A 22,168-nucleotide genomic window follows, 5' to 3' on the forward strand; every position below is an offset into this window, starting at 1 on the left:
GGCGCCGCGTGGGATGCCTCGCCCCATCCCTTGCTTGAAATGCCCGCTCCCGGCTGCAAGGCTCACTCAATGCCCAGAACCGTTTTCATGGCAGCCCAGGCCACGCCGTTCAGCCGGGTGGAATAGCTGAGCGCCTGGTCTTCGCTGGCAATGGCGGCAGGCAGGCGATAGCCGAATACGCTGCCGTCGAATTCCGTATAGCCCCGCGTCACGCCTTGCATGAAGGTCTTGCCAGGGAAGTCGGCAAAGCTCAGCAGGCGCACGCCCTGGGAGGTGGAGAGGGTGTACGCGCTTTGCGAATGCACGGTGCAGGCGCCCAGATCGCTGTAGGCCGGAGGGGTGGACTCACAGCTGTAGAACTGGGCGTTGGCCGCATCGATGAAGGCCACGCGCAACACATGGTTGGCATCGACCGGCCCCGCCGCCCCGACTGTCGAGGCGCGCACGGTGGCTGGAGTCGACAGGTTCACCGCGCTGGCCGGGCGGCCGGCAATCATGGCTTCCAGCGTGGCGAAGCCGAAGCGGTCCGTGGCCGTGTTGTTGATGAAGGCCGGCGACCGGTTCAACTGCACCGACAGTGCAGTGCGCATCTGTGCGCCCTGCGGGAAGACGGCCGAGCCCAGCGTGGCAGGGTCCATTTCGATGGAGCGGTCATGGCGGATGCCCTCGGCCTGGAGCGTTGTGTCTCCGGCACGCAATTGCGTGATGACTTCGGCCATGGGCTTGCCGCTGACGTCCTGCGAAGCGGTGGTAAAGCCCAGGTAGGCGGTGGACTGGTTGCACAGCAGTGTGCGCGAGGGAACCCCCTGTGTCGTCAGGCGCGCAACGGAGCTGTCGCAGCGCGTCCATCCGGTGCTGGTGAGCGTGACGGACGGGAACAGCGCTTCCTGCGTACTGGGTGCACCGTTGGTTTTTCCGCTGCGTGTCTCGAACTGGTGGGCAAAGCCGTCTGCCTGGACGACGCCGTCGGACCTGCGTTCACGCACGGAGTAGTTCTGCGCGTTGCCATAGTTCAGGAACGCCAGTTGGTTCGATGCCACGGCCGCTGCGCCAGGTGCCGTCACCTGAATAGGCACGCCCATCTCAAGCGCGTAGGCGGTGACCTTGGCGGCTGTGCGCGCGGTATCCGCAAGCACGGCGGCACTGGAGGCCGCGTCGCTCTGGTAGTCGTAGATCCTGGCGGCGTCGATGCCGAGCTGGCGGGCCACTGCAGCCTCGGCCACTTCCCTGGCCGTGCCGGCCGCGATGGCCTTTTGCACCAGGCTGGTCAGTGGATTGATCTGCGCGGATTTGCCAGCCGGTGCAGACAGCACGAACGCCTTGGCTGTGGCGGTGCTGGTGGGGTCCGCAGCGTCCACGGATTCGGGTGTGATGCGAGCCAGCACGGGAGCCTGGTTGAAGGCAGCGGTGGCTGCCGCATCGCCGGGTTGATAGGTCAGGCTGAACGTGCCGTCGCTGCCGGTGGCCGCTGCGCTGGGCTCGCCCGTGTCGCAGGCTGCATTGGCGTTCAGATCCACGCAGACTGCAGCGTTGCGCACGGCCTGGTCGATGGCGACGGTGCCTGACAGCGTGATGGCCGGCTGTGTCACGGTGCCGCCGCCGGTGCCCCCGCCGCTGTCGGTGCCGCCGCTGCCTCCTCCACAGGCATAGAGGCTTGCAACAAGGCCGCACAGCAGCAAAGGGCGCACGGCGGGAAAGGAAGTGGATGCACTGGGGTGGATTTGCATGGTGTCGGTACAGGAATGTGGGTGGCAAGCCAACTCTATGTGTGACACGCAACAAACAAAATGATGCAATTGCACTATCCTGAAGCGCTGCCGGGGTGGGGCAAGAGGGCACGGCTCGCGCAACACCCGCCCGTGCAGTCGATCTCAACGTATCGAAGAGAGGCAGGCAAGCCGCCATGGACGCTGCATACAACCACCTGCTGCTGAACCTCTACCGGCTATCGCACGAGCAGCCTGTCGAACATTTCCAGGACCAGGCGCTGGACCTGCTCAAACCCGTGCTGCCCTTCGACTCGGCCATGTGGGGCTCGGCCACCATGACGGCGGCCGGCATCGATATCCACACCATCCACCTTCACCGGCAGCCGCCCGAAATGCTGCAGGCCTATGAAGAGGTCAAGCACCTGGACACGGCGGCGCAGGCCGTCACCATGCATCCCAGCGAGACGCTGGCCTTCGAAGCGAGGACCTGGTTCAGTGGCCGGCATCAGGGGGCGCTGCGCGACTACGGCAGGCGCTTCGAGCAGTCGCACTTCTTCATCGGCGGGATGCTGAACCCGAGCACTCTTTACACGCGCTGGCTCACGCTGTTTCGCGCCCGCACGGATGCGCATTGCACCGAGGGCGAGCGCCAACTGCTGGCCGCTCTGCTGCCCCATGTGCAGCAGGCGCTGGAACTCAACCGCCTCACGCATCTGGGGCAGCTTCGGCAGGGCCTGGCCCGTGATCGGTTGGGCTCGGCACTGGCAGACCCGCGCGGCATCATCCACCACATGGACGTCGTCTTCGAGCACGCCTTGCGCGCCGAATGGCCGGGCTGGCAAGGTCCTCGCCTGCCTGCGGCCGTGCAGACTGCGGCACAGGGCGGCGCCCATCGTCTGGTGGCCCACACCCTGGTCATCACGCTGTTCACGCAGCACGGTCTGCTGTGGTTGCGAGCGCGCCCCCGGTGCGCAGCCGACGGGCTGTCCCCCCGCGAAGCCACGGTTGCCCGGCTTGTGGTCCGGGGCCTGACCCACAAGCAGATTGCAGTCCAACTCCAGCGTGCTCCTGCCACGGTGCGCAATCAGATCCGCTCCATCTACGAAAAGCTGGGCATTGCCAACGTGGCATCGCTTGCCGAGGCACTCCGGCTGATGGATTGAGGCCAAGGTCCAGGAAAACCCTGGTGTAGTTTGCAAGTGCTTGTGAAAAATAGAATGAAGATTCGTTCTACGATCATTTCCCATGCAAGACGAGGCCTGGACCTTCTTTCCGCATGCGGGTTCGCGCCATGTACAGACGCTGCGCGTGGCGCTCAGGCTGTTCGTGGAGCGGGGCTTCTTCAATACCTCGATACAGGACCTGTGCGCCGAGGCCGGCGTGTCCATCGGTTTCTTCTACAACCACTTTGCCGACAAGGAAGGCATTGCGCGCGAGCTGTACCGGCATTTGCTGGCGCGCATGAATGTGCTGCTCGACGATATCGAGGAGCGGCACGCGGGCAGCGCCCAGCGCTGCCGCGAGGTGCTGCGCATGCTGTTCGGGCTGGCCGAGGCCGAGCCCGAGGCCATGGGCTTCGTGGTCAATGCGCGCCACCGTGAGTTTCTGCCCGACGAGCAGGCCATCTGCTCGGCCTCGGCCTTCGTGCGCATGCGCGGCTTCGTGTTCGCCGGCATGACAGATGGCGAGATCCGCCAGATGGAGCCCATGGTGGCGGCCAGCCTGATGTACGGCAGCGCGATCCGCATGATCTGCCTGCGGCTGGACGGCATCATCGACACGCCCATAGAGCCCCTGTTCGACGCGCTCTGGGACGGGGTGTGGCGATCGCTCAAGCCTGACTGAGCGGCGCATTTTCCGGCGCTGGCGCCGTGCGGCGCCAGCGGTTGTTCCACTGAGGCGAAAGCACAAGGAGTAGCAGGGATGGCGCATCACATCTTGATCATCGGAGGGGGCATTGGCGGCACCATGACCGCCAACCACCTGGTCAGCAAGCTGTATCCGGAGGTGGTCACGGGCAAGGTGCGCATCACCATGCTGTCGAACTCGCCCTGGCACTACTACAAGCCTGCCTTCATGTACGTGGCCTTCAATGCCTTCTTCCGCGACGAGTTGCGGCGCAGGCAGCGCGGCCTGCTGCGGCCCGAGATCGACTTCCAGGTGGAAGAGGTGGAGCGTTTCGACTTTGCGCTGCAGGCCGTGCACTGCAGGAGCGGCAAGCGCTTCGGCTACGACCATCTGGTGATCTCCACGGGCTGCGTGCCCTCGCCCGAGCGCATCGAAGGCCTGGCCGAGGCCGGCGACCACTTCTACCAGCACGCGCCCGCGCGGCAGCTGGCCGACAAGCTGTCGCGCATAGAAAAGGGCCGCATCTTCGTCACCGTCACCTTTCCCAAGACGCCCAATGTGCCGCACCAGTGCGGCATCGCGCCCATAGAGACCACGCTGATGCTGGACGACCTGCTGCGCCGGCGCGGCGTGCGCGACAAGGTGGAGATCGTCTACACCTATCCCACGGTCTCGCAGTTGCTGCGCAACTGCCTGTTCCTGCAGAAGGACACCTGCGAGATCCTGCCCACGGTGTTCGAGCAGCGCGGCATTCGCCACCAGCGCGGATTCACGCTGGCGCGCGTGGACCCCGAGGCCAAGGTGGCCCACTCGGAGGAGGGCCAGGCCGAGGACTTCGACATCCTCATGGCCACGCCGCCGATACGCGCCGTGCAGGCCGTGCGCGACTGCGGCCTGTCGCAGGCGCAGGATGGCGAAGGCTGGCTGCCCACCGACCACGAGACCATGCAGGTGCTGGGCCAGAGCCATGTCTATGTGCTGGGCGATACGGTGGACCTGCCGGTGAGCAAGGCCGGCGGCGCCTGCCACAACCAGTCGCCCGTGGTGGTGAACAACATCGCCTCGCAGATCCGCTTCGGCCGCACCAGCGATGCCTACGACGGGCGCGTGGTGGCCATCGCCCAGATGGGCCTGGACGGCGGCATGCCGCTTTGGTACGACTACCAGGTCGACGTCAAGCCCACGCCGCCGACCAAGGTCGGCTCGATGATGCGCAAGGGCTTCAACCGCGGCATGTACTGGGCCGTGGCCCGCGCCCTGGTCTGAGGCCAGGGCCTTTGCATTGTCATTCCAAGCACGAAGACAAGGAGCACCGAGATGAACATCGCTTCCGACATTCCCGTGGCGCAGCCCGCCGCCGGCGGCCTGCTGCAGGACGACGCCGCGCTGCAGGGGCTGGCCGAACTGATGGGCAAGCTGGAGCCGCTGCTGGTGGGCCGGCGCCTGAACCGCGTGGTCGATCTGCTGTCGGCCACGGCGGACCTGGTGGACATGGCAGACGACTACATGGTCGAGAAGGTCGCCAAGGCCTTCGAGGATGGCGTGGGCGGGGCCTGGGCCGCGGGCAATGCCGCGCGCATGGCGGCGGCCCAGGTGCAGGCCATGGAGGAAACGCCCACCCTGATCGGCCTGATGCGCATGGCACGCGAGCCCGATGTGCGGCGCGGCCTGGCCTTCATGCTGGCCATGGCCGGCGCGCTGGGGCGCCAGCATGCCCACGATCCCATCGACTACGCGGCGGACTGAAACCCAGGGCCGAGCCACGGCCGCCCGGCAGCGCACGGGCTGCGGTGGTACAAACGCCGGGGGCGGATGTGATCCGCCCCTTTTCTTTTTGCCCATTGCCCGCCATGCCTTCTTCCTGTTCCTTGCCGGTGCTGCCGGCCGCTGTCCCTGACCATTGCAGGCCCCGCTGCACCGAGGGCGGGGCATGACCGCGCAGCACCTGAGCCGTGGCGACTGGGCGCGTGCGCTGCTGGTCATCCTGATCTGGGGCACCAACTTCGTGGCCATGAAGTTCGGTCTGCTGACGCTGTCGCCCATGCTGCTGAGCGCGCTGCGCTTCGTGGTGGCGTCGCTGCCCTTTTTGCTGTTCGTGCGCCCGCCCAAGTCGGTGGGCTGGCGCTATCTGGCCGCCTATGGGCTGGTGCAGGGCGTGGGCCAGTTCGGCATGCTGTTCCTGGGCCTGAAGCTGGGCATGCCGGCGGGCATGGCCTCGGTGGTGCTGCAGACGCAGGCCTTCGTCACGCTGCTGCTGGCCGCCTTCCTGCTGGGCGAGCCCGCGCGCCTGTGGCATTGGCTGGGCCTGGTGGTGTCGCTGGGCGGGCTGGTTGCCATTGGCAGCGCCCATGGCGAGGGCGACAACGCCATGACGCTGGCCGGCTTTTTGCTGACCGTGGGCGCAGCCTGCATGTGGGCCGTGTCCAACATGATCACGCGCTATGCGGCGCGCAGCGGCCCCTACGAGCCTTTCCCCTTCATCGTCTGGAGCAGCATCTTCCCCATTGCGCCGCTGATGGCCCTGGCCGTCTGGACCGATGGCGCGGATACGGTCGTGCAGCAACTTGCGGGGATTGACCTCACCGCCGTGGCCTCCATCCTGTACCTGGCGCTGCTGGCCACGCTGCTGGGCTACGGCCTGTGGACGCGCCTGCTGCAGCGCTATGCGGCCGGCACGGTGGCGCCGCTGTCGCTGATGGTGCCCGTGGTGGGCCTGGTCTCGGCCATGCTGCTGCTGGGCGAGCGGCCTACCTTCATGCAGTGGATGGGCACGCTGGCCGTGCTGGCGGGCATGGTGATCAACCAGTTCGGCGGGCGCTGGCTGGCGGGGCGGGCGCGATAGGGGAACAGGCGCCAGGGGGATGGTCGGGGCCTGTGGCAGGAGGCCGGCTTTGCATTTCTTTAAATGACTCAGGTAATAAAAATCATTATCATTCCCGCTCTTTGAAAGGCGGCGTGCTTCAGGCGCGCGGCCAACGCCCGGCGCCGCACAGACCTTGAACTGTTGTGGCGCCTTTGTCCGTCCGGGCCTGCGCGCGGTGTCTGCAGCGGCCGCGGCGTCCATGACGGGCAACGATCCGCAAGAAAGGTCATCCCCATGCAAGCCTCGACCCCGGGAGGGTCCTCTCCATCCTTGCTGCGCTACCGCGTGGCCGTGGCCTCGCGCGCCTTGGCGGCGATCGGCGGCGGCTATCTGCTGTCGGCCGCCTGCGCCGCCACGGGCGCGCGCGCCATGGTCTGGCTGGGCGTGGAACGGGCCGATGCGGCGCTGGGCTCGACCCTGCTGGCCTTCATCATCTACGCCGTGGCGGCCATGTGGGCCTTTGGCTGCGCCAGCGCCTGGCGCGCCTGGGCCGTGATCGGCCTGCCTGGCGCGGGCCTGGGGCTTCTGGCCTGGGTGCTGTCGAACGGAGCCGCCGCATGAGGGCAGACGGCAAACCCGAGGGACTGCGCCAGTCCATGTCCTGGCTGCACACCTGGAGCGGCCTGCTGCTGGGCTGGCTGCTCTACGCGGTGTTCTTCACGGGCACCCTGAGCTACTTCCGCGACGAGATCAACGACTGGATGCGGCCCGAGCTGCACGGCTCGGTGCAGGATGCCGATACCGCGCAGCGCGCACTGGAGGCCATGCAGCGCATCGCACCGGAGGCCACGACCTGGACGCTGGGCCTGCCCGGCCCGCGCCAGGTGGCCGTGGCCGCATCCTGGCGCGAGCCCGGCGCCGCCACGGGCCGCGCAGGCACCAAGCGCGCCGAGATCGACGCCGCCACGGGCGAGAAGCTGGAGCCGCGCGAGACACGCGCCGGCAACTTCTTCTACCGCTTCCACTTCGAGCTGCACGCCATGCCGCGCATCTGGGGCCGCTGGATCGTGGGCTTCGCCACCATGCTGATGTTCGTGGCCATCATCACGGGCGTGATCACGCACAAGAAGATCTTCACGGACTTCTTCACCTTCCGCCCGCGCAAGGGCCAGCGCTCCTGGCTGGATGCGCACAACGCCACGGCCGTGCTGGCATTGCCGTTTCACATCGTCATCACCTTCAGCGGCCTGGTGCTGCTGATGTTCATGCTCATGCCCTGGGGCATACAGGCGGCCTACAACGGCGACACCAATGCCTACTTCGCCGATGTGCGGGGTGCGCGCGGTCAGGCGGCCAACCAGGGCCCGGGCGCGCGCGGTGGCAAACAGGAGCGCCAGGCTGCCGCGCTGGCCGATATCGCGCCCATGATGGCCGAGGGCGCGCGCCGCTGGCCCGAGCACGGCGTGGGCAGCATCACCGTCAACGCGCCCGGCACCTCGCGCGCGGTGGTCGAACTGCGCGAAGGCGGCGGCATGAGCCTCATCAACCGCGGCCAGTCCGAGACCCTGCGCTTCGACGGCGTGACCGGCCAGTTGCAGGCCAGCCCCGAGGCGCCCGCCATCTCATGGGTGCGCGCCACCAGCAACGTGATCACCGGCGTGCACCTGGGCCGCTTTGCAGAGCCGGCCACGCGCTGGCTGCTGCTGCTCAGCGGCGTGGTCGGCACCTTCATGGCCGCGTCCGGCATGGTGCTGTGGGTGGTCAAGCGCATGCCCGAGCGCCGCAAGCTGGGCCGCACGCCATTCGGCCACCGTCTGGTGGAGGTGCTCAACGTGGGCTCCATCGCGGGCCTGTCGGTGGCCGTGGCCGGCTTCTTCTGGCTCAACCGCCTGCTGCCCGTGCCCATGCAGGCGCGCAGTGATTGGGAGATCAACGGCTTCTTCATCATCTGGCTGCTGTGCCTGCTGCATCCGCTGCGGGTCTCGCACCGCAATGCCTGGCTGCAGCAGATGGCGCTGGCCGCCGTGCTGTACGCGCTGCTGCCCCTGCTCAACCTGCTGACGGGCGGCGCATCGCTGGTGCAGACCCTGGCCAATGGGCAGTGGAGCATCGCCAGCTTCGATCTGCTGATGCTGGGCCTGGCCGCCATCCACGGCGTGGTGGCCTGGTGGCTGCTGCGCGGCAAGCCGGCAGCGGCTGCAGTGCCTGCAGCCCCCCGCACGCAAGCCCGCGCCGCCAGCCATGCCTCCACGCTGGAGCGCGCGTCATGATGATTCTTGCCACCCTTTGCCTGGCCTTTGCAGGCTTTGCCGTCGTCGCCGCTTCCATGGACCGGCACCAGGACCAGCTGGGCACCGAAGGCCTGGCGCCCGCGCGCCTGAAGGCCTGGCGGCTGGCCGGCCACGCGCTGCTGGCCCTATCGCTGGCGCCCTGCCTGCTGCGCTGGAATGCCTCGGTGGCCGTGGCCGCCTGGCTGGGCCTGCTGACCTTTGCGGCCCTGGCCCTGGGCCTGCTGCTGACCTATGCGCCGCAGTTCGCGCGGCGTGTGGCGATTGTGGCTGCTGCCGCAGGATTGGGGACTTGGCTGCTGCTGGGCTGAGCGGGCAGGTCTTTCGCTTCGCTTTTTCCTGTTTTCCTTTGAGTGAATCACACGGCGGGGCCCCTTGCGGGCCCCGCCCCATTGCTGAGCATGCAAATGGTGCGGACCTTCTATTAATTGTGATTTATCAATAACAATCACATATTTGTGCGCAAAGATCGCTGCGTGATTGAATATCAATATTCAGCATCTGATTTCAATCCATCAGTCAGAAACAAGTTCGATTCGTGTTGTCAAACTGTGGTTCTTTGGCAGGAGAATGCGTATGACTGTTCCGGCATTTTATTTCCCTCTGGTTTTGACTGGCGGCTTGATGCTTGCCTCCAGTATGGCTCAGGCAGGACCCATGCAGGATATAGGGACTGCCTCGGGTCCGCAGTGCGCAGGCCTGGATGTCAATAATTCCGGATATGTGGTGGGCGCCTGTGCAGAGGCCAATGGATCTGCCTCGGGCTTTGTTGCCCTGGCGCCCGGCAGCGCGGTGGATCTGGCACATCTGGTCGATGGTCGCAATTGCGTGGCAGGCGCCATCACCAACGTGGGCCGTCTGGTCGGGTGGTGCATGAACAGCAATTCGCTGCCCACTGGCGTGGTCTGGAATGCCACGGCGCCCACCACCGTCCAGGCCCTGCAGGCCCTTGTGGGCGGCGTGCGCACCAAGGTGACCGCGCTCAGCCAGAGTGGCGCGGTCGCGGGTGTCAGCCTCAATGCCGACAACACGGCCTTGCCGGTGATGTGGCGCAACAACGAAACCACGGCACGCACGCTGCCGGCGGGCCTGCTGGGCCTGGTTGCCACGAACTGCGTGCCCGCCGATGTGGACGACCATTCCGTGAATCCGACGATGCCCAATATCGTCGGCAACTGTCCCGGCTCCAGCGGCCGGCCCCAGCCCGTGCTGTGGTCCCCGGGGCTGCTGGGAACCTACGCCTCCGCCGCGCTGCCGCTGCCTGCCGATGCGCTGCACTGCCGCGCTTCCCAGGTGGTGAACTCGCGCATTCTGGGCCATTGTGATTTTGGTGCACAGGGCGGTCATGCCGTGCTGTGGAGCAATCCGGCTTCGGCGCCGCTGGTGTTGTCCACGGGCGCGCAGCGCAGCAGTGCCAAGACGCTGAACGCCAATGGCCGGGTCATCGGCAAGTACAGCAACACCAACGGCGATCCCGTTCCCTTCCACTGGGACACCACGACCAATGTGCGCACCGACATCCCCGCGCCAACCGGTGGCATGCATGCCTCGGTGTCTGACATAGGCGACAACGGCAATGTGGTGGGCAGCAGCGAGATGGGCGACGGTACGCGCCATGCGTTCAAGTGGACCCTGGCCGGAGGATCGGTGGACCTGGGTACGCTGCCGGGTGGCAAGAACAGCGGCGCCATTGCGCTCAGCCAGGATGGCTGCTATCTGACGGGCGGCAGCGAGACGGGCTCGGGGCAGGATACGCATGCGTTTGTGCAGAACCTGTGTGCGCCTTGAATGAATATGCCTCTTTTCATATTTTCAATGAATGGAGTGTTTCATGAATCAATTTAATAAAGCAATGGGTGGCTGGGCTGCCTTGATGCGGGAAATAAGCATTGTTTCACAGGTCAGATATACGGTATTTCTGCCTTTTGCTTGTGCAATGATGGTGCTGCCCGTTCCTGGTGACGCCAAAGATCTTCGGGAAGCGTACCGTCTTTATGACAAAAATGGCGTTGCCTTCACTCCTATTACAGACTTGAGGAAAGTTTTAGGGGACCAACTCACGGAGGAGGAGCTTGACGAGCTGATTGCGGAGATTGACTCGGATGGCTCAGGCCCCGTGGATCACGATGGATTCATGAAAATCATGATAGACGAGTGACCCGCGCATGTGCCGCCCCATCTTCTCAATACGCGGCCCCGGGGTGCGGCACAGCCTGGGCCAATGGCGAGTTCTCGAACTGCCCCCGCAGCCTGCGCGCCGCATTCGCAAACAGCAGCACATCCACGCCCACGGCCACGAAGCTGCAGCCCAAGTCCAGGTAACTGCGGGCCAGGGCGGGGTCCGAGGTCAGGGTGCCGGCCGCCTTGCCGCTGGCGATGATGGTCTTCATCGCGCCCTCGATGGCGGCCTGCACTTCGGGGTGGCCGGGGTTGCCGCGGTGGCCCATGGAGGCGGCCAGGTCGGCGGGGCCGATGAAGACGCCGTGCACGCCGTCCACCGCGCAGATGGCTTCAAGGTTGTGCAGCGCGGCCACGGTCTCTGCCTGTACCAGCAGGCAGACCTCGTCGTCGGCCACCTGCAGGTAGTCGGCGCGTGCGCTCCACTGCGATGCGCGGCCCACGGCGCTGCCCACGCCGCGCACGCCCAGCGGCGGGTAGCGCGTGGCGGCCACCACGGCGCGCGCCTGTTCGGCCGTGTCCACCATGGGCACGAGCAAGGTGGTGGCGCCTATGTCCAGCATCTGCTTGATCAGGGCCGTGCTGCCTTCGACCACGCGCACCACGGCCTGGGCCGGGTGCGGGGCCACGGCCTGCAGCGCGGCCAGGGTGCTGCGCACGTCGTTGGGCGCGTGCTCGCCGTCGATCAGCAGCCAGTCATAGCCGCAGGTGGCGGCAGCCTCGGCCAGGTAGGGGTCGGCCATGGACAGCCACAGGCCGATGCGGGGCTGGCCTGCGGCCAGGGCGGTCTTGAAGGGGTTATGGGCTGGCATGGTGTCCGGTGATTTCGTGGAGGGAAAGATTCAGTCCAGCAGGCCCTGGCAGACGTACTTGGTGTGCAGGTAGTCGTCCAGGCCGTGGGTGGAGCCCTCGCGGCCGTAGCCCGACTCCTTGACGCCGCCGAAGGGCGCTGCCTCGGCGGCCAGTGCGCCTTCGTTGATGCCGACGATGCCGGTCTCCAACGCATCGGCCATGCGCCAGATGCGGCGCGCGTCATTGCTGTAGAAGTAGGCGGCCAGGCCGAAGGGCGTGTCGTTGGCGGCGGCGATGACCTCGTCCTCGCTGTCGAAGACGGTGAGCGGCGCCACGGGGCCGAAGGTTTCCTCGCAGGCGCAGGCCATGGAGGCATCGGCGCCCGTGAGCACGGTGGGCGCGTAGTAGTTGGCGCCCAGGGCATCCAGGCGCCTGCCGCCCGTGAGCACCCTGGCGCCGCGCGCCACGGCGTCCTGCACATGGCGCTCGATCTTTTCCACGGCGCGCGCATTGATCATGGGGCCGATCTGCGAGGCCGGGTCGCTGGCCGGGCCCACGTGCAGCGCGGCCACACGCGCGGCCAGCTTCTGTGCGAACGTGTCGTGCACGCTGCGGTGCACGAAGACGCGGTTGGGGCACACGCAGGTCTGGCCGCCATTGCGGAACTTGGCGGCCATGAAGCCGTCGACGGCGGCATCGATGTCGGCATCCTCGAAGACGATGAAGGGCGCATTGCCGCCCAGCTCCAGCGAGAGCTTCTTGAGCGTGTCGGCGCTGCGCCGCGCCAGGTGCTTGCCCACGGGCGTGGAGCCCGTGAAGGTGATCTTGCGCACGCGCGCGTCGTCCAGCCAGACATCCACCACCTTGGGCGTCTTCTCGCGCGAGGCCGTGACGATGTTGAGCACGCCGGCCGGGACGCCCGCCTCCTGGGCCAGCAGCACCAGGGCCAGCGAGGTCAGCGGCGTGTCTTCCGCGGGCTTGCAGACCACGGTGCAGCCGGCGGCCAGTGCGGGCGCGATCTTGCGGGCGATCATGGCGGCAGGAAAGTTCCAGGGCGTGATGGCGGCCACCACGCCCACGGGCTCGCGCAGCGCGAACATGCGCCGGCCCGGCACGGGCGCGGGAATGATCTCGCCGTTCATGCGCGTGGCCTCTTCGGCAAACCATTCGATGTAGCTGGCCGCGTAGGCGACCTCGCCCTTGCCCTCGGCCAGGGGCTTGCCCTGCTCGCGGCTGATGAGGCGGCCGAGGTCGTCCTGGTGGGCCAGCACCAGGTCGTTCCAGCGCTTGATGATGGCGGCGCGCTGTTTGGCGGGCGTCTTGCGCCAGGCGGGAAAGGCGGCATGCGCGGCGTCCAGCGCGGCGCGGGCCTCGGCGGCGCCGGAGTCGGGCACCTCGGTGATCAGTGCGCCCGTGGCGGGGTCGGTCACGGCCAGGCGCGGGGCGGGCGCGGTCGTCCATTGGCCGGCGATGAAGTTGGCGCTGCGCAGCAGCTCGGGGCGGGTCAGGGTCAGTGGCATGGAATCGGTGGATACGAGGTTTGCAAGGGGCGGATCAGCTCACGATGCCCAGGTGCCAGGGCACGAACTCATGGTCGCCCAGGCCCAGGGCCTCGCTCTTGGTGGGCTCGCCGCTGGCGTGGCGCAGGATCTGCGCGAAGATGCGCTGCCCCATCTCGGGCACGCCGCATTCGCCGTCCACGATCAGGCCGCAGTTGATGTCCATGTCTTCCTCCAGGCGGCGGTACATGGGCGTGTTGCTGGCCAGCTTGATGGTGGGCGCGGGCTTGCTGCCGAACATGGAGCCGCGCCCCGTGGTGAAGCAGATCAGGTGCGCACCGCTGGCAATCTGGCCCGTGGAGGCCACGGGGTCGTAGCCCGGCGAATCCATGAAGACGAAGCCCGGCTCGGTGATGGGCTCGGCATATTCGTAGACGGCGCGCAGCGGCGTGGTGCCGCCCTTCATGGCCGAGCCCAGCGATTTCTCGAAGATGTTGGCCAGGCCGCCGGCCTGGTTGCCGTGGCCGACCACGCCGTTGAACTGCGCGTTCTGGCCGGCCGCGTAGCGCTCCCACCAGGCCAGGCGGTCCAGCAGCTTCTGCCCGACGGCAGGCGTGATGGCGCGGCGCGTGAGCATGAATTCCACGCCATGGATCTCGGGCGTTTCCGACAGGATGGCCGTGCCGCCGTGGCGCACCAGGATGTCCATGGCCGCGCCCAGTGCCGGGTTGGCCGTGATGCCCGAAAAGCCGTCCGAGCCGCCGCACTCCAGCCCGATCTTCAGGTGGCTGGCACTGACCGTGCTGCGCCGCGCGGCATCGGCTTCGGGCAGCATCTCTTCGATGGCGCGGATGCCTGCCTCTATGGTCACGCGCGTGCCGCCGACCTCCTGCATCACCAGGGTGCGCATGAGCCGGCCTTCGCACAGGCCCTGCGACTCCACGAGGGCATCGACCTGGTTACGCTCGCAGCCCAGGCCCACGATGAGCACGCCGGCCAGGTTCGGGTGGCGCGCATAGCCGGCCAGCGTGCGGCGCAGCACATCGAAATGCTCGCTGGGCGAAGACATGCCGCAGCCGCTGGTCTGGGCGAAGGCCACCACGCCGTCCACGTTGGGAAATGCCGCCATGCGCTCGGCCGTGAAATGCGCGGCAATGCGCTTGATCACCGTGGCCGAGCAGTTCACCGACGACAGGATGCCGATGAAATTGCGCGTGCCCACGCCGCCGCCGGCGCGCACAAAGCCCTGGAAGCTGGCGCGCTGCGCCTCGGGCACATAGTCCACGGGCCGCACATCGGCGCCGAAGGCCGGGTCGCGGTAGTAGTCCACGATGCGCAGGTTGTGGCTGTGCACATAGTCGCCGGCCTCCAGCTCACGCGTGGCCACGCCGATCACGGTGTCGTACTTCTTCACCTGCTCGCCCTCTGCGATGCGGCGCGCGGCGATCTTGTGGCCCGCAGGCACCTGGGCGCGGGCGCGCACGCCCAGTTCGGGAATCTCCTGGCCCAGCGACAGAGCGGTCCTGGCGACCAGCACGTTGTCGTTGGGATGCAGGTGCAGCAGGGGGCTATCGGTGCGGGACATGCGGGACATGCGTGGCTTTCATCGGTGTGGGTTCGCGGGCTGTCAGCCCTTCATCAATTCGCGCAGCTTGAGCTTGTCGATCAAAACGGTCTCTTTTTGATAGACCGTGTTGACGTATTTCTCGTAGTCCGGGCCATCCAGGTACAGCAGCGGCGCGTCCAGCTTCTCGGCCACGGACTTGAACTCTGGGCTGGCCACGGCGGCGCGGAAGGCCTCGCGCAGCCTGGCCGCCACGGCCGGCTCCAGGCTACGCGGCGCGCCGATGCCGTTGGGCGCATCGACCACCACGTCGTAGCCGCATTCGCGCAGCGTGGGCACGTCCTTGAAGCGCGCCGTGCGCTGCTCGCCCCAGGTGGCCAGCAGGCGCAGCTTGCCGGCTTCCACATGGGGGGCCCAGGAGCTGGAGTCGGCCAGCGCATCCACATGGCCGCCCAGCACACCCTGCAGTGCCTCGGCGCCGCCCTTGTAGGGCACATGGTTGAGCTGTATGCCGGCCACGCCCGCAAACTCCTCCATGCCCACATGCGTGGCACCGCCCACGCCTGCATGGGCATAGGTCACCTGGCCGGGCCTCGCCTTGGCGGCGGCCACGAAGTCCTTGAGCGTCTTGAACGGCGAATGGGCGGGCACGGCAATGCCGAAGGTCTGGCCCGAGGTGCGCGCGATGTAGGTGTAGTCCTTGCGCGGATCGGCCTGCAGGCTGCCCAGTTGCGAAAAGCGCGTGACCGAGATGGGAATCTGGCCGATGGTGTAGCCGTCCGCCCTGGCCGAGGCCAGCGCCTTGGCGCCGATCATTCCCGATGCGCCCGCGCGGTTCTCCACCGCGATCGGCTGGCCCAGCAGCTTGCCGGCCACGGTGCACAGCGCGCGCATGGACTGGTCGGCCGTGCCGCCCGCCGGCCAGGGGCAGATGAAGGTGATGGGGCGTTCGGGCCAGTTCTGGGCGAAAAGAGGTCCGGTGGCGGCCAGTGCGCTGGCGCCGAGCGTGGCGAGCACGAATTCGCGCCGGCTTGCATGGCGTGTGCGTGGGGTGTTCATCGCTTGTCTCCTGTATTGGCTTTTTGCAGCCCTGTGATCCGGGCCTTGGGCTGACTGGCGCGATTGTTCAGCGCCTGATCATGACAATCCAATGAAAAGATAGACTGGCTTCATAACCTCAAAGCTATGAAGACCCCATGAGCAAGATAGACCGCGTGCTGCGCTCCAACCTCAAGCTGCGCCATCTGCAGCTGCTGGTGGCGCTGGACCAGTTCCGCCACCTGGGCCGCGCCGCCGAGTTCCTGGCCGTCACCCAGCCCGCCGTCTCCAAGACCCTGGCCGAGATAGAGCGCATGCTGGACATGACGCTGTTCGAGCGCTCCACGCGCGGCACCGAGCCCACGGCGGCCGGGGTCAGCATGGTGCGCTTTGCGCGCTCGGTGCTGGCGGGCTTCGAACGCACGCGCGATGAAATGGCGGCCGAGGCCAGCGGCACACGCGGGCGCACCAGCGTGGGCGCCATGGTCGTGGCCACGCCCGTGCTGCTGGCCCGGGCCGTCGAGCAGTTGAAGGCGCGATCGGCCCAGACCACGGTGCTGGTCGAGGAGGGCGATCTCACGCGGCTGCTGCCCAAGCTGCGCATGGGCGAGCTGGACCTGTTCGTGGGCCGGCTCGAACCCGGCTATGCCTCGCCCGACCTGGAGACCGAAGCCCTGTACGACGAGCCCATGGTCGCCGTCGTGCGCCCCGGCCATGCGCTGCTGGCGCAGCACGCCAGCTGGCAGGCGCTGGCCGACATGCCCTGCGTCATGCCCCCGCCCTGGGCATCGCTGCGCGTGAAGCTGGAGCAGCAGTTCTTCGCCCACGGCCTGCATCCTCCGGCCGATCTGGTCGAGTCCGCCTCATTCCTGTCGCAGATCAGCTTCCTGCACCAGCGCGGCGCCGTGGCCTTCATGGCGCGCGGCGTGGCCGAGCATTTCGCGCAGCAGGGGCTGGTCGCCGTGCTGGATCTGCCCGTGCCCATCGACCTGCCGCCCGTGGGCCTGATCACCCTGCGCGGCCAGCCGATGACGGCGACGACGCGGTTGCTGGTGGAGTGTTTGCGGGCGGTGGCGGGCAAGTCGTTGGCTACAGCACGCCACGGCAAGCAATTGCAACATGGCAGATAAGGAAACGCGGCAATGTCTGAAGATAATCCATGGCCCAGCGGCGAATCAAAGCCGGTCATCCTGTTGTCTGATGGGCCTTCGGAGCTGTCCAGAAAGCACGGACTGCATTTTGTGAGAGATGTCGACGATCTGGATGTCTGCCATTATTGCTATGCCTTGGATCAGGATGTTGGTACCATCCTCTTTCATTTCTACGTGAATTCGCCAGCCAAAGGCACAGCGATCTATGTGGACAGAAGTGTTGAGACGGTTTTTGCCATCAACAAGCTGATGGCGAATTTTTCCATTTACCCATCTGAGGTGAAATGGGTTCAGTTGGACATGTAAATGCGCCAATGAAGAACATGCTCTTAGTATCGAAAACCTGCGATGCGGGCAAAATTCAATCCAGTCCGCTTCCGGTTGGCTGTTTCGTTGTGACGGGGAAGGGTAAGGACCCTGGATTCAATCTTGCAATAACGAGGTTGCTGGAGATCGGGTGTGAATTCTTTGCGACGTGGGGAGACTACTCTGGCGCGGAAGAGATCATTGATGACTTGATTCTGGACGCCGGCGATATGGATTCTGTCACTATCTCCCTGAACGAGAGCTTGGAGGATGCCGTTGAATTCTTCGCTCATGGCGCATTTCCCGGGCTTAATTGCGTGAGATTTGTATTGTTGATTTGCCAAGATGCACCAGAGAGTCTGATGTTGAAAGCGATATCTCTGTTTGAAAAGGAGTTGAATCTGTAGGAGTGTCTTGGGTTTCTGTTGGCTGAAGATGATTTAAGAATCCATCTGGATGAGATTCAATTCATGATCTGGAATAATTTTCTTGTAGACGGCGTTCATGAGGCTGCAGCACTGCTCGGTTATCTTGCGAGTTCCTTGGAACTTTCTCCTGGTGATGTTTGTGCAATAGATTCAGTCGAGCAGCTCGTGGAGCAAAAGGTAAAAATTGTTTTGCTGATTGAAGATTCTCATGAATTCCAAGGGATGAAAATGGTCACTGTATATCTTGAAGAGGATGTTGTGGTCGAGAATTCAATCTTTGCTTTTATGGAAAGGAATTTCAAGATTGATATTTATTTGCCTGACGAAGATTCCGGATATTATCGTGATCTTGTTTTGCTGGATAAAACGGGTGGAATGAAGAGAGTCACCCTTCAGGGGAGTTGACTCAATGAGTATAATTATCCAGGATATTACGGAACAGGTTCTGCTGAAATATGGTTCATTGCGTGAACCCAATTACTTTAAATTATCTGCTCCATCTTGTGATGCCAGTGCGCTGAAAGAATCGATTGAGCATATCGCTGAGGCACAAGACTATTCAGATGTGAACGATGATGTGTGCTATCGCCTTGACATTAACGGCAGTATTGGTTGTTATGAGATTTTTATTTCCTGGGTCGGAAATTATGTGGCCATCCTGGAAAATTCTGATAAATCAGGCAGGCAGGTGATTTCAGGGGCAGGGTGCGATCATTTGTTGAATCAAATAATTGAAAAGATAGTATCGGCTGGATTTGTCATTCTGGAAAAAAGTGTTCTTTTGATGAATATGGATTTCACGCTGATAAATTCAGACGATGATTTTTCTCCGGTATACAAGGTACTATTTACCGACCACGATCTCAGGTTCTCTTGAGGTATTTGATTGCCCAATGTAGTGGGCTGAGATAGCCCTTCGCCCTCTCGATTCCAGGCAATGGCTTGCGGTGCCGCTTGACGCGTTCCGGAACCCACGGCCTTGCGTTAGGTGACATGGGCGGTGCGCGATTGCAGGGCGTGCTGTCCGGGGTTGCATCCCCATCTGCACAACCCTCAGCTCTGCGCCACCGGCATGCCCACCACCAGCCCATTCAGCTGTGGCGATACCGTGATCTGGCAGGCCAGCCGCGAGTCTCCGCGCACGTCGAGGGCGAAGTCCAGCATCTCCCTTTCGCCGCCCTGGGCCGGGCCCACGCGGTCCAGCCACTCCGGTTGTATGTAGACATGGCAGGTGGCGCAGGCACAGGCGCCGCCGCATTCGGCATCGATGCCCGGCACGCCGTTGGAGACAGCGGCGCGCATGAGGCTCTGTCCCTCCGCGGCCTGCACCGCATGCTCGCTGCAGCCGTGCTCCATGAAGGCAATGGAGATCATGGCGTGAGTGGGGCTTTGGAGGGGAGCGTTGGGAAACCGGGGCCGGCGCAGTGCGTGGCGGCGATGGCCTTGCGCGCAGCCATGAATTCGCCCGGCGAATTCACGCATTCGGCGGCGCACAGCTGGCCACCGCGCAGGTGCAGGACGGCGAACCTGCCGCTGGCCGGGTTGCCGCGCAGCACGGTCTGGTCGCCCTGGCCGGGCAGGCCGGCGATCTGCAGCCTGGTGTCGTACTGATCGGACCAGAACCAGGGCGTTTCATGGGCGGGCAGTTCGCTGCCCGTGATGGCGCAGGCCGCGCGCCGGGCCTGTTCGAGCGCGCTGGGCACGCTTTCGAGCCGGTGCAGCCCGGGGTAGCCGGCCAGCGGGCGGCGCGTGGCATCGCCTATGGCGTAGATGCCGTTCATGGCGGTGCGGCCTTCGCCATCCACGGCAATGCCGTCAGCGCAGTCCAGGCCGAGGGATTGCGCCAGTTCCATGCAGGGCGCCGCGCCCACGCCGATGAGCACGGCATCGCACTCCAGTCGGGAGCCATCGGCCATCCACAGGGCCGTGATGCGGGTGGGGCTGTCTCCCTGGATGGCGGCGACCGCTGCATTGAAATGCACCTCCACGCCCTGGCCTGCATGCAGCTGCAGCAGATGCGCAGCCATCTGCGGCGAGGCGCTGCGCGTCAGCAGCCTGCCTTCGCGCTCGATGATCCGGACCTGCACGCCCAGCTTGCGGGCCGTGGAAGCGATTTCGAGGCCCGCATAGCCGCCGCCGATGATGGCCAGGCAGCGCGCGGTCTGCAGATGGCCCCGCAGCGCCTGCGCGTCTTCCATGGTGCGCAGGTAGGTGATGCCAGGCCGCTCATCCCCGGGCAGGACCAGCCAGCGCGGCGCGGAGCCTGTGGCAATGACCAGGTGTTCGTAGTGCAGCACCGATCCGTCGTTCAGCGCCACCTGCCGCGAGCCCGGCTCTATGGCCATGGCGCGCATGCCCGGGCGCAGGGCGATGGCCTGGTCCGCGGAGGCGCCGGCGGGCCGCGGCAACAGCTCGTCCGGGCCCATGGCCTGCTGCAGCCAGGCCCTGGACAGCGGCGGGCGCAGGTAGGGCGGCAGGTCCTCGCCGCCGACCACAGTGATCGGGCCCGGGTGGCCGTACTGGCGCAGCAGGGCGGCCAGGGTGCCACCGGCGTGTCCGGCGCCGATGATGACGGCATGGCCTTGGGGGTGTTGTGCGGGGTTCATGCTGCACCTTCGCAGGAGGCCCGGAGTACGGGGCGGGCGCAGATCTCGTCCCAGGCTTGCCGCATGAAGCGCGCGGCCGCCACGTTCTGCTCCAGCAGGTCATAGCCTGCGCCCAGGCCGTAGTCGGGGAGATTGATGAATTCGGTGGTGAGGTAGCGCAGCGGGCTGTGCGGCTGCGCATGGTGGCAGGCCAGCACCTTGCGGATGGCCTCTTTGGAGGGCTCCAGCAGGTAGGCATGCCAGGGCGAATGCCATTCGCCGGGTCCGGGCCGCAGCATGGGGTACTGGATGCCCCGGCCCGGGCTGCCGTCCTCGTCGCGGTGCCACAGGTTCAGGGGCTGGTTGGGGCCGGCCGCTCGCAGCTGGGCCCAGCGCACGATGCCCATGTCCAGCCATTGTTCGCACAGCGAGCCGGGCTCGAACGGGTCCAGCACCAGTTCGCCGCGCTCGAGCAGCCCGCGCACGCCAGACCGGTCCAGCTCGGCCGGGTTGCCGATCTTGAAGTTCACATGGCTGTAGTCCAGCGTGAAGTGAAAGGGCACGCCGCGTGCCTGCACGTGCCCGGCCACGCTGCGCACGCGCAGGAAGTCTTCGGTCCACGTGTTCACATGCAGCGCGAAGCTGGGCTCCACGCCCAGGCCCATGGCGTCGTCATAGACCCGCAGATAGTGTTCGGCGATTTCCACATCGGACAGCACATGGCCGTCGCGGTGGTGCTTGAAGGTCATGATGTTGTGGCAGCGCACGCCGATCTCGCGGCAGATGCGCAGGTTGCCGGCCAGCAGGACCTCGTCCTCGCCCAGGCGGTAGAACCAGCTGGCGGTGTGCACGGGCAGCTTGAATTCGGCGATGGCCGACTCGTAGTCGGCCAGCTGGTGGCGCAGCGGCAGGCGGTCGAAGCAGTCGAACACGCCGGTCTCGCTGACGAGGCGGAACTGCTCGCGTATGGGCAGCTCCTGCAGGCCGATGGGCTGGTGGCGCGAGGAGCGCTGCACGCCACGGCCGTTGCAGCCGATGGGCGGGAGGGTGGGGCGGGGGGCTTCGTGCATGACCTGCTCCTCAGCCGCCAGTGGGCGCGCCCACGATCATGCGGTCCGCCGGCAGAGGGTGGCCCGCGTTGCGCGACCCGGTCAACGGGGACCGGGCATCGAGTACATCGGTTGTCATGGATCTGTCTCCTTGTTGAGTGTGGTGTTGCGCCCCGGCCGCTGCTCAGCCCCATAGGCGCTGCGGGCCAAGAAGGCTTCATCGGCCAAGCGGCTCCCGGCGCCGCTGCCCGCACGGTGGAAGGCCTCCAGCGCGAACACTGCTTTCAGCCTGCTGCCCGGCGCCTGCGTTTGCCGCAGGGGCCAGAAGCTGGCCTGCATGCCGCCTGGCGCGGGCTCGCCATGCCCTGTCTTCGAATGCAGTCTGGGCATGGGATGTCTCCTGGGCTCCGATCGCGGCTCTCGACCCATGGCTGCTGGGTCGATGCGGAAGATCAAGGTGTATGCACTCGAATTAAGTCGGATTGCCTACAAAGAAACACCAAGGCTTTCCATGGAGCAATGCCTCTTTTTCCCCGCGTACAAGGATTGTGAATTTTTCGATTTGACTTGACTATCGGGAAAATACTTTATTTGTTTTTGACTATTGATTTGGGTGTTTGAGCGTAGGCGCTTGAAATTCCCACGGTGGACGGATGTTTCCACCGGGGCCAGCGTGGCGACGCAGGACCCTGGACGGTGGCAATGCACCGCAGGCAGCTGAAATGTCAGCCCATAGCCATGCAGGCAGCGGCGGCATGCAGGGGCAGGAGGTCCATGTCGGGGGAAGGAAAAGGAGAAGGAGGAGGAGCGGAGCCGGCTGCGGATCGCGTGCAGCTTGCGGCTGCCCACCAGCGTCCGCGAGGCTGGCGTCAGGAGCACGGCGCAGATCGGCCGGCTCACGGCCATTCCCGATGCCTTCGCCCACCTGGG

At 65.6% G+C, this 22,168-nt stretch carries 23 protein-coding genes; 15 read left to right on the top strand and 8 right to left on the bottom strand.

Annotated features, from left to right (window positions below):
- Positions 1–62 precede the first annotated feature (62 nt).
- Complete coding sequence (locus AC5I49_RS23565) at positions 63–1,727, bottom strand: hypothetical protein (protein WP_074923151.1); 1,665 nt, start codon at positions 1,725–1,727, stop codon at positions 63–65.
- Between the two features lie 176 nt (positions 1,728–1,903).
- On the opposite strand from AC5I49_RS23565, the gene AC5I49_RS23570 reads away from it, so the two are divergent.
- From AC5I49_RS23570 to AC5I49_RS23615, 10 genes are all read left to right on the top strand, one after another.
- Entirely contained in the window at positions 1,904–2,872 is a 969-nt protein-coding gene (locus tag AC5I49_RS23570) for a helix-turn-helix transcriptional regulator (protein WP_016449747.1), read from the top strand.
- Positions 2,873–2,954: 82 nt separating this feature from the next.
- Positions 2,955–3,554 carry a TetR/AcrR family transcriptional regulator gene (locus AC5I49_RS23575; protein WP_012204257.1) on the top strand — a complete coding sequence of 200 codons (600 nt, stop codon included), beginning with the start codon at positions 2,955–2,957 and terminating at the stop codon, positions 3,552–3,554.
- A gap of 78 nt (positions 3,555–3,632) precedes the next feature.
- Entirely contained in the window at positions 3,633–4,823 is a 1,191-nt protein-coding gene (locus AC5I49_RS23580; protein ID WP_043791050.1) for an NAD(P)/FAD-dependent oxidoreductase, read from the top strand.
- Positions 4,824–4,874: 51 nt separating this feature from the next.
- Positions 4,875–5,303, top strand: a complete 429-nt coding sequence (locus AC5I49_RS23585) for a helical membrane plugin domain-containing protein (protein ID WP_016453818.1) — start codon at positions 4,875–4,877, stop codon at positions 5,301–5,303.
- Between the two features lie 184 nt (positions 5,304–5,487).
- The gene (locus tag AC5I49_RS23590; RefSeq protein WP_013803501.1) at positions 5,488–6,399 is read left to right on the top strand and encodes an O-acetylserine/cysteine exporter; all 912 of its coding nucleotides are present in this window, start codon (positions 5,488–5,490) and stop codon (positions 6,397–6,399) included.
- A 255-nt stretch (positions 6,400–6,654) separates the two neighbouring features.
- Entirely contained in the window at positions 6,655–6,981 is a 327-nt protein-coding gene (locus AC5I49_RS23595) for a DUF3649 domain-containing protein (protein ID WP_016449744.1), read from the top strand.
- The gene (locus AC5I49_RS23600) at positions 6,978–8,630 is read left to right on the top strand and encodes a PepSY-associated TM helix domain-containing protein (RefSeq protein ID WP_495789980.1); all 1,653 of its coding nucleotides are present in this window, start codon (positions 6,978–6,980) and stop codon (positions 8,628–8,630) included. Before AC5I49_RS23595 ends, AC5I49_RS23600 begins: the two co-directional genes overlap by 4 nt.
- A complete protein-coding gene (locus AC5I49_RS23605) occupies positions 8,627–8,959 on the top strand; it encodes a DUF3325 family protein (RefSeq protein WP_495789981.1) in 333 nt (110 codons plus the stop codon). Before AC5I49_RS23600 ends, AC5I49_RS23605 begins: the two co-directional genes overlap by 4 nt.
- A 346-nt stretch (positions 8,960–9,305) precedes the next feature.
- Positions 9,306–10,436, top strand: a complete 1,131-nt coding sequence (locus tag AC5I49_RS23610) for an HAF repeat-containing protein (RefSeq protein ID WP_392458861.1) — start codon at positions 9,306–9,308, stop codon at positions 10,434–10,436.
- Positions 10,437–10,479: 43 nt separating this feature from the next.
- The gene (locus AC5I49_RS23615) at positions 10,480–10,806 is read left to right on the top strand and encodes an EF-hand domain-containing protein (RefSeq protein WP_495789982.1); all 327 of its coding nucleotides are present in this window, start codon (positions 10,480–10,482) and stop codon (positions 10,804–10,806) included.
- A gap of 25 nt (positions 10,807–10,831) precedes the next feature.
- On the opposite strand, the gene hpaI is transcribed toward AC5I49_RS23615, so the two are convergent.
- Genes hpaI through AC5I49_RS23635 form a run of 4 tightly spaced genes read right to left on the bottom strand, consistent with a single transcriptional unit; the run spans position 10,832 to position 15,740 of the window.
- On the bottom strand, positions 10,832–11,638 hold the full coding sequence (gene hpaI / locus AC5I49_RS23620; protein ID WP_495789983.1) for a 4-hydroxy-2-oxoheptanedioate aldolase: 807 nt from the start codon (positions 11,636–11,638) through the stop codon (positions 10,832–10,834).
- Positions 11,639–11,668: 30 nt separating this feature from the next.
- Positions 11,669–13,138: an NAD-dependent succinate-semialdehyde dehydrogenase gene (locus AC5I49_RS23625; RefSeq protein WP_495789984.1), complete on the bottom strand. Its 1,470-nt coding sequence runs from the start codon at positions 13,136–13,138 to the stop codon at positions 11,669–11,671.
- 34 nt (positions 13,139–13,172) lie between these two features.
- Positions 13,173–14,702, bottom strand: a complete 1,530-nt coding sequence (locus AC5I49_RS23630) for a UxaA family hydrolase (protein ID WP_016453813.1) — start codon at positions 14,700–14,702, stop codon at positions 13,173–13,175.
- Positions 14,703–14,744: 42 nt separating this feature from the next.
- Positions 14,745–15,740: a Bug family tripartite tricarboxylate transporter substrate binding protein gene (locus AC5I49_RS23635; RefSeq protein ID WP_495789985.1), complete on the bottom strand. Its 996-nt coding sequence runs from the start codon at positions 15,738–15,740 to the stop codon at positions 14,745–14,747.
- Between the two features lie 137 nt (positions 15,741–15,877).
- Between AC5I49_RS23635 and AC5I49_RS23640 the strand changes: the two genes are divergently transcribed.
- From AC5I49_RS23640 to AC5I49_RS23660, 5 genes are read left to right on the top strand one after another with little or no spacing between them, the layout of a single operon-like run.
- The gene (locus AC5I49_RS23640) at positions 15,878–16,849 is read left to right on the top strand and encodes a LysR substrate-binding domain-containing protein (protein ID WP_277849626.1); all 972 of its coding nucleotides are present in this window, start codon (positions 15,878–15,880) and stop codon (positions 16,847–16,849) included.
- A gap of 12 nt (positions 16,850–16,861) precedes the next feature.
- Complete coding sequence (locus AC5I49_RS23645) at positions 16,862–17,176, top strand: hypothetical protein (RefSeq protein ID WP_277849627.1); 315 nt, start codon at positions 16,862–16,864, stop codon at positions 17,174–17,176.
- An 8-nt stretch (positions 17,177–17,184) separates the two neighbouring features.
- Positions 17,185–17,583: a hypothetical protein gene (locus AC5I49_RS23650; RefSeq protein ID WP_277849628.1), complete on the top strand. Its 399-nt coding sequence runs from the start codon at positions 17,185–17,187 to the stop codon at positions 17,581–17,583.
- Positions 17,584–17,601: 18 nt separating this feature from the next.
- A complete protein-coding gene (locus AC5I49_RS23655; RefSeq protein ID WP_277849629.1) occupies positions 17,602–18,009 on the top strand; it encodes a hypothetical protein in 408 nt (135 codons plus the stop codon).
- Positions 18,010–18,013: 4 nt separating this feature from the next.
- A complete protein-coding gene (locus tag AC5I49_RS23660; RefSeq protein WP_277849630.1) occupies positions 18,014–18,481 on the top strand; it encodes a hypothetical protein in 468 nt (155 codons plus the stop codon).
- A 176-nt stretch (positions 18,482–18,657) separates the two neighbouring features.
- On the opposite strand, the gene AC5I49_RS23665 is transcribed toward AC5I49_RS23660, so the two are convergent.
- The 3 genes from AC5I49_RS23665 to AC5I49_RS23675 are packed head-to-tail and all read right to left on the bottom strand — an operon-like array spanning position 18,658 to position 21,259.
- On the bottom strand, positions 18,658–18,978 hold the full coding sequence (locus AC5I49_RS23665; RefSeq protein WP_277849631.1) for a 2Fe-2S iron-sulfur cluster-binding protein: 321 nt from the start codon (positions 18,976–18,978) through the stop codon (positions 18,658–18,660).
- Entirely contained in the window at positions 18,975–20,210 is a 1,236-nt protein-coding gene (locus tag AC5I49_RS23670) for an NAD(P)/FAD-dependent oxidoreductase (protein WP_133073261.1), read from the bottom strand. The genes AC5I49_RS23665 and AC5I49_RS23670 overlap by 4 nt, the downstream gene beginning before the upstream one ends.
- A complete protein-coding gene (locus AC5I49_RS23675) occupies positions 20,207–21,259 on the bottom strand; it encodes a xylose isomerase (RefSeq protein WP_495789986.1) in 1,053 nt (350 codons plus the stop codon). The genes AC5I49_RS23670 and AC5I49_RS23675 overlap by 4 nt, the downstream gene beginning before the upstream one ends.
- Positions 21,260–22,168: the final 909 nt, after the last annotated feature.

Source organism: Delftia sp., from assembly GCF_059499305.1.